The sequence below is a fragment of the Bacteroides fragilis NCTC 9343 genome (genome assembly GCF_000025985.1).
Lineage (GTDB): Bacteria > Bacteroidota > Bacteroidia > Bacteroidales > Bacteroidaceae > Bacteroides > Bacteroides fragilis.
Genome location: NC_003228.3, coordinates 2,857,048 through 2,869,712 on the forward strand (window position 1 = coordinate 2,857,048; position 12,665 = coordinate 2,869,712).

The following is a 12,665-nucleotide window of genomic DNA, read 5'->3' on the forward strand; positions in this document are numbered from 1 at the left end:
ATGAACTATATGATACAGCATTATCTCAAAACAGCAATACGCAACCTGCTGAAGTATAAGACACACAGCATTATTTCTGCCATTTGTCTTTCCGTTGGTATGACTTGTTTCAGCATCATCCACTTTTTTATCAATGAAATAGATGGAGCATCACGTAACATGCCCAATTTCGAACAAAGGATTTCAATCCGGATGATCAATTCCAACCATGAAGTAGGAGGATGGGGGTGGAGTCTCAATTCTTCTGAGATCCGGACCCTGACAGAACATCCCATACCGGGTATTAAGCAAATCTGCTTCCACTCTTTCCAAAGAGAAGCCGAAGTTGTATTCATCAATAGGGAGCAGGAAGAAAAGCCTTACATTATTTCATATATGGATACTGATCCTAATTTCTTTTCACATTATAATGCATCCTTCTTATATGGCAATGCTCTTCCCACAACTCCGGAAGAAGTTGTGTTGTCCGAAAGTTGTGCCCGTAAAGTATACGGAAAGAGCAACCCGGTAGGCACATTACTGAAAATAGTCAAGTTGAAGGAAAGCGAAAAAGATAAAAGCACATACTATAAAGTTGTCAATGTTATCAGAAATCTCCCCAAAACACTAGATGTTGAAACAGATATCTATTTCTCTCATTTGAGAGAGGGGAACAGACAACAAGGATATATCACAGAAGGTACACTGGAAACAGCAGACGGATTGAATAAAGCCAATGAAAGCCTAAAGGGGATAACAACTCTTCATAATAATGAAATGGCATATTTCATTGCGAACAAAGAAGCTGACTCGTATCACGATCCGCAGCGAATGATAGGCATAGCATTCATTACCTTCTTATCCTCTCTGATTCTGTTATCGGGTATGATAAACTTTCTAAAGTTCATCATACAGTCATTCTACAACCGTAATCGTGAACTGGCCCTGCGGAAAAGTCTGGGTGCCAGCCCCAAAAGTTTATTTGCCCTTCTATTCACCGAAGCTTTCTGGATGCTGACATTTTCTTTATTGTTCTCGCTGGTCTTATCCGAATGTACCTGTTTACTACTGACAACCTATATTCCGCCTAAAGAAATGATTCCAATAGATATCCAAACTCTATATGGCATTCAAGTTAAACTTTATATAGGGCTGTTACTGATCTGCACCCTTGTAATGCTATATCCCATCCGGCGTTTGCAACGGTCCGGTCTTGCCGGGCACATGAAAACTAACAGCCACCGGCACCTCTTTCGCAACATCATGATGTGCGTACAGCTATGTGTATGTATCTTTTTTCTGGGTATGAGTATCGCTATACATTTATTCAATAGTGTAGGAAGCGTTTTGTACCTTCCTCTATCAGACAAAGAAACAAATTCCACGCTTTGCTTTGAAATGAATAGTGTTACTCTCGGCAAAAATAAGGATGCGATTTTATCACAAATAAAGATGTTGCCAGGAGTGGAAAATATCAGTTCAGCTTTGATGAGCGGCAACTATAATTCGTTTCTGACCAGTGACTATGAGTCTGCCGATCACCGTACTCTCACTGTCAGAGTCAGACAAGGAGATCCCAGCTACTTCCAGTTCTTTCGGATTCCTTTCCGGGGAGAGATCGTCGAACCTCATACAAGTAACGTGGTTTACATCAGCGAAGCCTTTCAAAAGCAGTTGGAAAATGATTCTGTAAGCGGAAATGTAAAATTAGGTAAAGAGAACTATCGGATAGCAGGTACATACAAGGCTTGTTACGGGGAGAACATCTCAGAACACAATCAATACAATATTTCTGTTTTCTTCCCGACTGAAGAAGCATCCGTAATTTATATCCGTTTTCGTGACGATATCAGTTTTGGTAAAGCCAAATCAGAAATAGAAAGGGTATGCCGTAATTACGTCCCAGAGTCATTGCCACTCGATATACAACGACTGGATATAAGAAGAAGTACAACACAAGGTATCAGAGACCTGATGGGCGATGCCTCACTGCTATTAGGCATCATAAGTGCTCTTCTGGTTATACTGAGCATATACTCAGCTATCTCTATGGACACAGTCAGCCGGCAGAAAGAAGTTGCTATTCGCAAAATAAACGGCGCAACTCCGAAAATAATTGCTTTGATGTTCGGAAAAGCATATATAATCCAATTCATACTGGCCTATACCATCACTTATCCATTATTAAGGTTACTTGTGATAGACATAACCAAGGATAGCCCGATCAGCAGTATTACCGGATTTACATGGGGGATTTACCTCTTCATTCTGATAGGTTTACTTATCTTTGTAACAACAGCCTATAAAATCTACAGAATCATGCATCTCAATCCGGCAGAAATAATAAAAAACGAATAATAATATAAACTCTTAAAAAATTACGATTATGATTAAGACAATCAATTTGCAAAAAATCTTCAAGACCGAAGAAGTTGAAACATGGGCATTAAATAACGTCAGCGTAGAGGTAAAAGAGGGCGAATTTGTCGCCATCATGGGACCTTCCGGTTGTGGAAAATCTACTCTTCTCAATATTCTCGGTTTACTGGATAATCCTACAGGAGGAGAGTATTATCTGAACGGAAAAGAAGTATCCAAATATACAGAATCGCAGCGCACCAATCTCCGCAAAGGAGTTATTGGCTTTGTATTCCAAAGTTTCAATCTGATTGATGAACTGAATGTATATGAAAATATTGAATTGCCCTTACTCTACATGGGTATTCCGGCCTCTGAACGTAAACAACGAGTGGAAAAAGCAATGGAGCGCATGGCCATTACCCATAGAAGCAAGCATTTTCCACAACAGCTTTCCGGAGGTCAGCAACAACGTGTTGCCATTGCACGCGCCGTAGTAGCCAACCCTAAACTGATTCTTGCCGATGAACCTACCGGTAATCTTGACTCTAAAAATGGTAAAGAGGTTATGGGACTATTGAGCGAATTGAATAAGGAAGGCACTACCATCGTTATGGTAACTCACTCTCAGCATGATGCAGGTTTCGCAGACCGGGTAATTAATTTATTCGATGGTCAAGTTGTAACAGAAGTTACTATTTAACACTCCTCAGACAGAATTACTCAGATTAACACGGATACGCAATTAAAAGAGATGTACCCGATAAATCTGAGTAATTCTTGATTCATTTTACTTCTTGACACATTTGCATAATTGAGTGCTATATTCATGCAAATGACTTCCATATCACCTTTTACTCGATATTTGGAGCAGAGTTTGTGAACACTGCATTGAATCACTTCCTGAGATGGAAATCTTATCCGATATGTGGAAAGAAAAAATTACTTTTATCGGTATAAATATTGATGATGAGAAATCATGGAAAAAGTTTTCTCAAAAAAATATCAAATGGATCACTCTAAATGATCCCAAAGAAGCATTCGGATTGTATATCCGTTACAAAGCAAATGGCATTCCCTTTTATGTACTTGTAACGCCTGATGGAAGAATTTCTGATATTTGGTACGGATATAATAAAGATAGCCTCTCTGAGAGACTGAAACAAGGGGTAAAATAAGACACTGATTTTTAGGGTAAAAATATAATCTTCCATTTCCAACACTTTTCTGGTTTCACCTGCAATAAACAAATGCAGACTTCAGAAGTAGTAGAAATACAAGAGAGTAATTTCTTTTAAAAAAGAAAGAGGTAATAAAGCCTTTCACCTTACCACCTCTTCTTTAAGCATTCCAACGCTTAAAAGAATAAGGTCAAAACTAATACCTATAGATATAAATTCTGACTTTATTTATCTCTATAATGGATTATAAAAGATCAAGTGCCTTGAAACATTTCACTAACTTACCGATAGCAAAATCAATCTGTTCTTTAGAGTGTGTAGCCATCAACGAGAAACGAATCAACGTATCGTTCGGAGAACATGCGGGAGGCACAACTGGATTTACAAACACACCTTCGTCAAATAACATCTTAGTTACCATAAATGTCTTCTCCATATCACGTACATATAGAGGAATGATAGGAGTGGAGGTATGTCCGATCTCAAAACCAAGTTCACGGAAACACTTTAAAGAGTAATTGGTTATATCCCACAAATGCTCAATACGTTCCGGTTCGTTTTTCATAATCTGAAGTGCAGCACGAGCGGCAGCTGTAGCAGCAGGCGTATTACTTGCACTAAAGATATATGAACGTGAATTGTGACGCAAATAATTAATGATGGACTCGTCTGCTGCAATAAAGCCACCGATAGCGGCCAATGACTTACTGAATGTACCCATAATAAGATCCACCTCTTTAGTCAATCCGAAATGATCACAAGTACCGCGTCCGTGATTACCCAAAACTCCCAGTCCATGCGCTTCATCTACCATGATATTAGCATCATATTTTTTAGACAAACGGACGATCTCAGGCAAATTGGCAATATCACCCTCCATACTGAATACTCCATCTACTACAATCAGTTTCACTGCATCAGGACGACATTTCTGCAACTCTTTCTCAAGAGATTCCATATCGTTATGCTTGAACTTAAGAATGGTAGAAAAAGAAAGGCGGCGTCCTTCAACAATAGAAGCGTGGTCAAGTTCATCACAGATCACATAATCTTCACGACCTGTCACACACGAAACCACACCCAGATTTACCTGAAATCCGGTAGAATAAATGATAGCATCTTCTTTACCAACAAATTCGGCCAATTCTTTCTCCAATTGAAGATGGAGGTCGAGTGTACCGTTCAGAAAACGCGATCCGGCGCAACCTGTACCATATTTGCGGGTAGCTTCAACAGCAGCTTCAATTACTTTCGGATGATTAGTCAGGCCTAAGTATGAGTTTGAGCCAAACATTAACACCTTTCTGCCACTCATTATCACCTCTGTGTTCTGTTCACTTTCGATACAACGAAAGTATGGATATACGCCTTTAGCCTTTATCTGCTGAGGGAGGTCGTATTTAGCTAACTTCTCTTGTAATAATCCCATGAATAGTTATTTATATAATTCGCTTATTGACTATCTTTTATATAATAGTCTAAATCCTTTTTCCTTAACAAGTGTTTAAAACAGGGGGCAAAGATAACAAAATATGTTTTTAGCTGTTCTTTTTCTATGAAAAAATATACTCTTTATAGTTTTAGAAAGCTGTGAAAGGGCAAAAATTAAGATATTTATATTACTTTTGCCGACCACAACATATAAATGATGGAACCAACTTGCATGAGCGAAAACAAGAAAAAAATAATATTCATCGTTAATCCAATTTCGGGTACACAAAGTAAGGAACTTGTTCTGAGTCTACTGGATGAAAAGATAGATAAGGAAATGTATACTTGGGAAGTTGTGTATACCGAAAGAGCCGGACATGCAATCGAAATAGCAGCAGATGCGGCAGATAAAAATACAGATATAGTAGTTGCTGTAGGAGGAGACGGAACAATTAATGAAATTGCCCGTTCATTGGTACACACCAATACAGCATTGGGAATTATCCCTTGCGGCTCTGGAAACGGATTAGCACGGCATCTTCAAATTTCAATGGATCCGCGTAAAGCACTTGAAATTTTGAATGATGGGATAATCGATATCATAGATTACGGAAAAATAAATGGCACAGACTTTTTTTGTACTTGCGGAGTAGGGTTTGACGCTTTTGTAAGTCTGAAATTTGCTAATGCCGGCAAACGTGGACTGCTGACTTATCTAGAGAAAACCCTGCAGGAAAGTCTAAAGTATCAACCTGAAACTTATGAATTGGAAACAGAAGATGGTACTTCCAAATATAAAGCCTTTCTCATTGCTTGCGGCAACGCTTCTCAATACGGGAACAATGCTTATATAGCCCCACAGGCCACTCTGACAGATGGTTTGTTAGATGTAACCATTCTCGAACCGTTTACGGTATTAGATGTTCCGGCACTAGCCTTTCAGCTCTTCAATAAAACTATTGACCAAAACAGTCGCATTAAAACTTTCCGTTGCAAAAAGTTATGTATTCATCGCAGTTCGCCGGGTGTTGTCCATTTTGACGGTGATCCGATGCAGGCTGACGAAGATATCAAAATAGAACTGATTCAGAAAGGACTGCGGGTCGTTGTACCTGGTGATAAAAAAAAAGATAATCCCAACGTATTACAAAAAGCACAAGAATACGTAAACGGTATTAAATTGATAAACGAAGCTATAGTAGAAGATATAGCACATAAAAATAAAGTTATTCTGAAGAAGAATAAGCAGCTGATACAAAAACTTACTAAAAAATAGACCTTTGGAAATAACACGGAATCCGAATTAATATGTACTTTTGCAGACTACTTTAACAAAAATATAAATAATATATTAAATATGTTCAGAACGCACACGTGCGGAGAGTTAAGAATCTCCGATGTTAATAAACAAGTCAAGCTGTCGGGATGGGTACAGCGCAGCCGTAAAATGGGAGGTATGACTTTTGTTGACCTTCGTGATCGCTACGGTATCACTCAATTAGTATTTAATGAAGAAATAGACGCTGAGCTTTGCGAACGTGCCAATAAATTGGGTCGTGAATTCGTCATACAGATTGTCGGAACCGTAAACGAACGTTTCAGCAAAAACAGTCATATCCCGACCGGTGACATCGAAATCATCGTTTCGGAACTGAATATCCTGAACTCAGCCATTACTCCTCCTTTTACTATCGAGGACAACACCGACGGTGGTGATGATATCCGCATGAAATACCGTTATCTGGACTTACGCCGTAGTGCTGTTCGTTCAAATTTGGAATTACGTCACAAAATGACGATCGAGGTTCGCAGTTATCTCGATAAACTGGGTTTCTTGGAAGTGGAAACTCCGGTATTGATCGGTTCAACTCCTGAAGGAGCACGTGACTTTGTAGTACCTTCCCGCATGAATCCGGGACAATTCTACGCATTACCGCAATCTCCGCAGACACTGAAACAGCTATTGATGGTTTCCGGTTTCGATCGTTATTTCCAGATAGCCAAATGTTTCCGTGACGAAGACCTGCGTGCCGACCGCCAGCCTGAGTTCACTCAGATTGACTGCGAAATGAGTTTCGTAGAGCAGGAAGATGTGATTACTACATTTGAAGGAATGGCCAAACACCTGTTTAAGGTGATCCGTAATATCGAACTGACCGAGCCATTCCCACGTATGCCTTGGAGCGAAGCAATGAGATTGTACGGTAGCGATAAACCGGACATTCGCTTCGGTATGCAATTCGTCGAATTAATGGATATCTTAAAAGGGCACGGTTTCTCTGTATTCGATAATGCCACATATATTGGCGGTATTTGTGCCGAGGGTGCAGCCGGCTATACCCGTAAGCAACTGGATGCCTTGACCGAATTTGTGAAAAAGCCACAAATCGGTGCAAAAGGTATGGTCTATGCCCGTATCGAAGCTGACGGTACTGTGAAATCAAGCGTTGACAAGTTCTATACACAAGAAGTTTTGCAACAATTGAAGGAAGCATTCGGTGCCAAACCCGGTGACCTAATCTTGATTTTATCGGGAGATGATGCCATGAAAACTCGTAAGCAGCTTTGTGAATTACGTCTAGAAATGGGTAATCAATTGGGATTACGGGATAAAAACACATTTGCATGTTTGTGGGTTGTGGACTTCCCTCTATTTGAATGGAGCGAAGAAGAAGGCAGATTAATGGCTATGCACCATCCGTTTACCTCACCCAAACCGGAAGATATCCATCTGCTGGATACAAATCCTGCTGCTGTGCGCGCTAATGCTTACGATATGGTAATCAATGGTGTAGAAGTAGGAGGGGGATCAATCCGTATCCACGATAGCCAGTTGCAGAACAAAATGTTCGAATTACTCGGATTTACCCCGGAGCGTGCGCAAGAGCAGTTCGGCTTCTTGATGAATGCCTTCAAGTTTGGTGCGCCTCCTCATGGCGGACTGGCTTACGGATTAGATCGTTGGGTATCTCTTTTTGCCGGACTGGACTCAATCCGTGACTGCATTGCATTCCCGAAAAATAACTCCGGTCGTGACGTTATGTTGGATGCTCCTGCAGCACTCGATCCGTCACAACTGGAAGAACTGAACCTGATTGTAGATATTAAGGAGTAAGTGAAAGAGTCGGTACGCATTTTTAGATTTGCCGTAATTGGTACGCTCAATGCATTAATCACAGCTTTTGTTATTTGGTTGATGATGGATGAATTGTCATACGATTACATTCCGGCCAATATTACAGCGTACATAGTAGCCCAAATTCATAACTTTATTTGGAGTAAATATTGGATCTTTCCGATTGAAAATAAAAAGAACAACATTTGGAAGCAGATGTTGTTCTTCTGTTCTGCTTTCGGATTGGCATATAGTGCCCAGTTCTTGTTTTTAGTCACACTTGTAGAGTGTGGAGATGTAAACGAGTATCTGGCACAATTCCTGGGGCTGTTTATCTACGGAACAGTAAACTTCATCGTTAATAAGAAGCTTACATTCAGATAAAATAGTGCTTAAGATAATGAAAAATCCCGCAGAGTGTAAAAAACTCTACGGGATTTTTTTATCAGAGAGAGAAATCATTTCAATCAATAAAACGTTTTGTTAAATTCCCATATTCATCTATCCTCCGATCACGAAGAAATGGCCACCAACGACGCACATTCTCCGAACGTTCAAGATCCACCTCAACAATCATATTTTCAGAGCGGTCATTTCCCGCCTGAGCCAGGTATTCACCCTGCGGTCCGGCAACAAAACTATTTCCCCAAAATAATATCCCGTTGGTCTGTCCTGACGGATCAGGTTCGTGACCGACACGATTGACTGAAATCACCGGAAGCCCATTGGCTACCGCATGCGCACGCTGAGAAATAATCCAAGCATTGAGCTGACGTTTCTTTTCGTCATCTGTATCTGTACTCTCCCAACCGATAGCAGTAGGATAAATCAAAATCTCAGCTCCTTTCAACGCCATCAGGCGAGCAGCTTCCGGATACCATTGATCCCAGCAAACCAACACACCCAACTTGCCTAAAGAGGTCTGAATCGGTTCAAAGCCAATATCTCCCGGAGTAAAATAGAATTTCTCGTAATAAGCCGGATCATCAGGAATATGCATCTTACGATATTTTCCGGCAATACTTCCATCCCGGTCAAAGACAACAGCTGTATTATGATATAGTCCCGGAGCACGTTTCTCAAACAAAGAAGTAACAAGCACTATCCGATTGGCTGCCGCCAGTTCGGAATAGAATCCGGTAGAAGGGCCAGGAATGGGTTCTGCCAGTTCAAATAAATCCGTATTCTCTGTCTGACAGAAATACAAAGAATTATGAAGTTCTTGCAGAACAACAAGTTGAGCGCCATTAGCGGCACATGCTTCAATACTTTTAGCCAGGTTCATCAGGTTTATCCTAATATCTGATGTGTTAGCCTGTTGAATGATTCCTACTTTTATTTTTCTCATACTTTAATTTATTATTTAATCACTCCTGTCGGATATTGCATCGTCACACAATGCAAAGATCCATGCTGCTTAATAAGTGCACGGCAATCAATGCCTACCACTTCGTATGTCGGAAAAGCCTCACACAGCACTTCTTTCGCCAATTTATCATTTTCCGGTTGATTATAAGTCGGATAAAGTACAACATCATTCATTATCAAAAAATTGGCATACGTTGCAGGCAATCTCTCTCCCTCTACTTCTATTTTGTCTGCCATAGGCAATGCCAATAAACGATAAGGAGCACCTGATGTAGTGCGGAACGTTTTCAATTGCTCTTCCATTTTGCATAGCGCCTCGTAATGTTCATCTTCAGAGTCGGTACACTTTACATACGCAATAGTATCCGGAGAACAAAAGCGAGCCAATGTATCTATATGGCTATCCGTATCATCTCCCGATAAGTATCCATGATCGAGCCATAAAACCCGTTGTAAATGGAATACTCTGCAAAGATATTCTTCTATATCAACACGATTCATCGGCGAATTACGATGTGGAGACAATAAACATTCGGAAGTTGTGAGCAAAGTACCGGCTCCGTCACTTTCGATGGAACCACCTTCGAGTACAAAATTCAGACAATCTTTATATTGCCCTTTCAGTGCACCGACTTCTACTGCCCGGCGAGTTATCTGATTATCTAAACGAGCCTCAAACTTTTCTCCCCAACCATTAAAAGTAAAATCCAGCAAACTTGCTCCACCTGTATCCATCAAAGTAATTGCTCCATGATCGCGCGCCCAAGTATCATTCGTGTCGCACTTCAGGAAACGTACATTATCCATATTCACCGTACCAATGATCTGCTTACGCACCTCCTCAGGATAGGGGGTGACAATAAGCAAAAGTTCACGTTTCGCAATCTCACGGGCTATATTTATAAAACATTCCTGAACTTCAGCCAACATATATGCCCAGTCTGTCCCGGCATGCGGCCAAGTTAGTTGTATACCACTTTGCAGAAACCACTCTGCAGGCAAGAAGGGGGCTAACATCTCTACTTGATCATTAACAGTTAAACCAAAGTTCAATTGCAAATCTTTCTCTGTGCCTCCTGAAGTAGGAAGACCAACCATTATTCCCATTTTTTTAGTTTTTAAAGAATAAATCATAAATAGCGAACGGACACTACACCAATAGTAATAAATGCCACTCGCTACCTATATTACTTAGGTTTACGATCGAAAAAAGGATTCTTGGAAGAAGCACTAACCGGGATAGCCATTACCTGACGACATCCTTTCAACCACTCAAGACGTTGGGCAGCCAATCCGGCTGAGAACATGACACGGGTATCTACGCGCAAATCAGCCGCTGTAGCGCATGCCGAACCAATTGCAATGCCTACATCAATGCTATTCAACGCACAGGGGACACCTTCAGAACGTCCGGAACATGTAGCATATCCACAATGACCGCAATTCAATCCTTGAGCTTGCTCACGCGTACCTATTAATAAGATACACTCAGCCTGAAGAATATTATCTGCATCCCGCAAAAAGAATTTCATACCAAACTCTTCGAACATGGCTTTCAACGTATCCGAGAGTTGCTGTATTTCTTCACCGGTAACAATTGCAGTTTCTATGATGTCAATTCCTTTTCCCTTAGGGGCCGTACGGGCAGCAGTCATCATCTGCCGTGCCACATTTAATACATGTTCGTGGCGACTGTCTCGTTCGTTCAGTATCATATCTCGTTCATTAATTAGTGACACAAAGATAAAAGAAATCCCGCACATATTATGAATTTTGACTAACTTTGCAAGATAGATTTAAAGATACACGATGTTACAAATAGACAATGCATGCATTGCTTTCGGCGAGGATATACTCTTCTCGGAATTTTGTATGCGACTAAATAAAGGCGAGACAGCTTGCATAGCAGGTCAATCAGGACGTGGAAAAACCTCTCTACTCAATGCAATCATGGGATTTGTCCCATTAAGAAAAGGCAAAATCAAAGTAGGAGGTATCTTGCTTGAACCTACTACTATCGATGCCATACGCAGACATATAGCTTGGATTCCACAGGAGTTAGCCCTGCCCTCCGAATGGGTAAAAGAAATGATATCGCTTCCTTTTGCATTGAAAGCCAATCGACACATCTCTTTTTCAAAAGAAAAGCTTTTCACTTGTTTTGATGAATTAGGACTGGACAAAGAGCTCTATCAGAAACGGGTAGGCGAAATATCGGGTGGTCAGCGCCAGCGCATTATGATAGCCGTTGCAGCCATGCTGGAAAAACCTTTGATTATTGTGGATGAACCGACATCTGCACTCGATGCCGGTTCCACAGACAAAGTTTTAGCTTTCTTCCGTAATCAGGCAGAAAAGGGAACGGCTATACTCGCCGTTTCTCATGACCGGACATTCGCTTACGGATGTAACCAGCTAATCACACTGTAGTATATGGGAACTATTGATATATCTTACTTTAATCTGCTTATAGGGCTACTGTTATTGGTAATCCCACTTTTTTATCTTTGGAAGTTCAAAACCGGATTACTGAAAGCCACCCTGATAGGGACAGCACGCATGATCGTGCAACTCTTCCTGATAGGTATGTACCTGAAATACCTTTTCCTGTGGAATAACCCATGGATTAACTTCCTGTGGGTTATCATCATGATTTTTGTAGCCGGACAAACAGCTTTGGTACGTACAGGACTTAAACGTGAAATACTCCTGATCCCTATATCAGTAGGTTTCCTCTGTAGCGTTGTGCTGGTGGGCATGTACTTTATTGGCATTGTATTACAACTGGATAATGTATTCAGCGCCCAGTATTTTATTCCCATTTTCGGAATCTTAATGGGAAATATGTTATCAAGCAACGTGATTGCCTTGAACACTTATTATAGTGGATTGAAACGTGAACAGCAATTGTACTGTTACCTGTTGGGCAATGGTGCCACTCGTCAGGAAGCACAGGCACCATTCATACGGGAAGCGATTATCAAATCTTTCAGCCCACTGATTGCCAATATCGCGGTTATGGGATTAGTAGCACTTCCAGGCACGATGATCGGGCAAATTTTGGGAGGCAGCAGTCCGAACGTTGCCATAAAATATCAAATGATGATTATGGTCATTACTTTCACAGCCTCTATGTTATCATTAATGATCACCATCTCGCTGGCATCCCGTAAATCGTTCGATGAATACGGACGTATTTTGCAAGTAACCAAAGAATCTCAAAAGTAGCCGTA

Annotated in this window: 12 protein-coding genes; 8 read left to right on the top strand and 4 right to left on the bottom strand. The window is 40.8% G+C overall.

From position 1 onward, the window contains the following. From BF9343_RS11650 to BF9343_RS11660, 3 genes are all read left to right on the top strand, one after another. Positions 1–2,337 (top strand): ABC transporter permease, encoded by a 2,337-nt coding sequence (locus tag BF9343_RS11650; RefSeq protein WP_010993020.1) that lies wholly within the window; start codon positions 1–3, stop codon positions 2,335–2,337. Between the two features lie 28 nt (positions 2,338–2,365). Further along, complete coding sequence (locus BF9343_RS11655; protein WP_005787762.1) at positions 2,366–3,040, top strand: ABC transporter ATP-binding protein; 675 nt, start codon at positions 2,366–2,368, stop codon at positions 3,038–3,040. Positions 3,041–3,245: 205 nt separating this feature from the next. Beyond that, the gene (locus BF9343_RS11660) at positions 3,246–3,515 is read left to right on the top strand and encodes a TlpA family protein disulfide reductase (RefSeq protein ID WP_010993021.1); all 270 of its coding nucleotides are present in this window, start codon (positions 3,246–3,248) and stop codon (positions 3,513–3,515) included. 247 nt (positions 3,516–3,762) lie between these two features. Here BF9343_RS11660 and spt read toward each other — a convergent pair whose 3' ends face one another. Next, on the bottom strand, positions 3,763–4,947 hold the full coding sequence (gene spt, locus BF9343_RS11665) for a serine palmitoyltransferase (protein WP_005787799.1): 1,185 nt from the start codon (positions 4,945–4,947) through the stop codon (positions 3,763–3,765). A gap of 219 nt (positions 4,948–5,166) precedes the next feature. Here spt and BF9343_RS11670 point away from each other — a divergent pair, with 219 nt between their 5' ends. The 3 genes from BF9343_RS11670 to BF9343_RS11680 all read left to right on the top strand — a co-directional run bounded on the left by BF9343_RS11670 (position 5,167) and on the right by BF9343_RS11680 (position 8,448). Continuing rightward, a complete protein-coding gene (locus BF9343_RS11670) occupies positions 5,167–6,225 on the top strand; it encodes a diacylglycerol/lipid kinase family protein (RefSeq protein ID WP_005793782.1) in 1,059 nt (352 codons plus the stop codon). An 81-nt stretch (positions 6,226–6,306) separates the two neighbouring features. Continuing rightward, the gene (aspS, locus tag BF9343_RS11675; RefSeq protein ID WP_005803557.1) at positions 6,307–8,064 is read left to right on the top strand and encodes an aspartate--tRNA ligase; all 1,758 of its coding nucleotides are present in this window, start codon (positions 6,307–6,309) and stop codon (positions 8,062–8,064) included. Then, positions 8,065–8,448 carry a GtrA family protein gene (locus tag BF9343_RS11680; protein WP_005787805.1) on the top strand — a complete coding sequence of 128 codons (384 nt, stop codon included), beginning with the start codon at positions 8,065–8,067 and terminating at the stop codon, positions 8,446–8,448. Between the two features lie 79 nt (positions 8,449–8,527). Here BF9343_RS11680 and BF9343_RS11685 read toward each other — a convergent pair whose 3' ends face one another. The 3 genes from BF9343_RS11685 to BF9343_RS11695 all read right to left on the bottom strand — a co-directional run bounded on the left by BF9343_RS11685 (position 8,528) and on the right by BF9343_RS11695 (position 11,147). Continuing rightward, the gene (locus BF9343_RS11685) at positions 8,528–9,412 is read right to left on the bottom strand and encodes a carbon-nitrogen hydrolase (RefSeq protein ID WP_008660290.1); all 885 of its coding nucleotides are present in this window, start codon (positions 9,410–9,412) and stop codon (positions 8,528–8,530) included. 11 nt (positions 9,413–9,423) lie between these two features. Then, positions 9,424–10,539: an agmatine deiminase family protein gene (locus BF9343_RS11690; protein ID WP_010993023.1), complete on the bottom strand. Its 1,116-nt coding sequence runs from the start codon at positions 10,537–10,539 to the stop codon at positions 9,424–9,426. Between the two features lie 80 nt (positions 10,540–10,619). Next, entirely contained in the window at positions 10,620–11,147 is a 528-nt protein-coding gene (locus tag BF9343_RS11695; RefSeq protein ID WP_005787811.1) for a ferredoxin domain-containing protein, read from the bottom strand. 94 nt (positions 11,148–11,241) lie between these two features. Between BF9343_RS11695 and BF9343_RS11700 the strand changes: the two genes are divergently transcribed. Then, positions 11,242–11,862, top strand: coding sequence for an ABC transporter ATP-binding protein (locus BF9343_RS11700; RefSeq protein ID WP_005787813.1), 621 nt, complete (start codon positions 11,242–11,244; stop codon positions 11,860–11,862). A gap of 3 nt (positions 11,863–11,865) precedes the next feature. Continuing rightward, positions 11,866–12,660, top strand: a complete 795-nt coding sequence (locus BF9343_RS11705) for an ABC transporter permease (RefSeq protein WP_005787816.1) — start codon at positions 11,866–11,868, stop codon at positions 12,658–12,660. Positions 12,661–12,665: the final 5 nt, after the last annotated feature.

Excerpts from the sequence above, each read along its gene's own strand:
- BF9343_RS11650 (WP_010993020.1), top strand. The coding sequence starts at position 1 with ATGAACTATATGATACAGCATTATCTCAAAACAGCAATACGCAACCTG.
- BF9343_RS11655 (WP_005787762.1), top strand. The coding sequence starts at position 2,366 with ATGATTAAGACAATCAATTTGCAAAAAATCTTCAAGACCGAAGAAGTT.
- aspS (WP_005803557.1), top strand. The coding sequence starts at position 6,307 with ATGTTCAGAACGCACACGTGCGGAGAGTTAAGAATCTCCGATGTTAAT.
- spt (WP_005787799.1), bottom strand. The coding sequence starts at position 4,947 with ATGGGATTATTACAAGAGAAGTTAGCTAAATACGACCTCCCTCAGCAG.
- BF9343_RS11685 (WP_008660290.1), bottom strand. The coding sequence starts at position 9,412 with ATGAGAAAAATAAAAGTAGGAATCATTCAACAGGCTAACACATCAGAT.
- BF9343_RS11670 (WP_005793782.1), top strand. The coding sequence starts at position 5,167 with ATGGAACCAACTTGCATGAGCGAAAACAAGAAAAAAATAATATTCATC.
- BF9343_RS11695 (WP_005787811.1), bottom strand. The coding sequence starts at position 11,147 with ATGATACTGAACGAACGAGACAGTCGCCACGAACATGTATTAAATGTG.
- BF9343_RS11660 (WP_010993021.1), top strand. The coding sequence starts at position 3,246 with ATGGAAATCTTATCCGATATGTGGAAAGAAAAAATTACTTTTATCGGT.
- BF9343_RS11690 (WP_010993023.1), bottom strand. The coding sequence starts at position 10,539 with ATGGGAATAATGGTTGGTCTTCCTACTTCAGGAGGCACAGAGAAAGAT.
- BF9343_RS11705 (WP_005787816.1), top strand. The coding sequence starts at position 11,866 with ATGGGAACTATTGATATATCTTACTTTAATCTGCTTATAGGGCTACTG.
- BF9343_RS11700 (WP_005787813.1), top strand. The coding sequence starts at position 11,242 with ATGTTACAAATAGACAATGCATGCATTGCTTTCGGCGAGGATATACTC.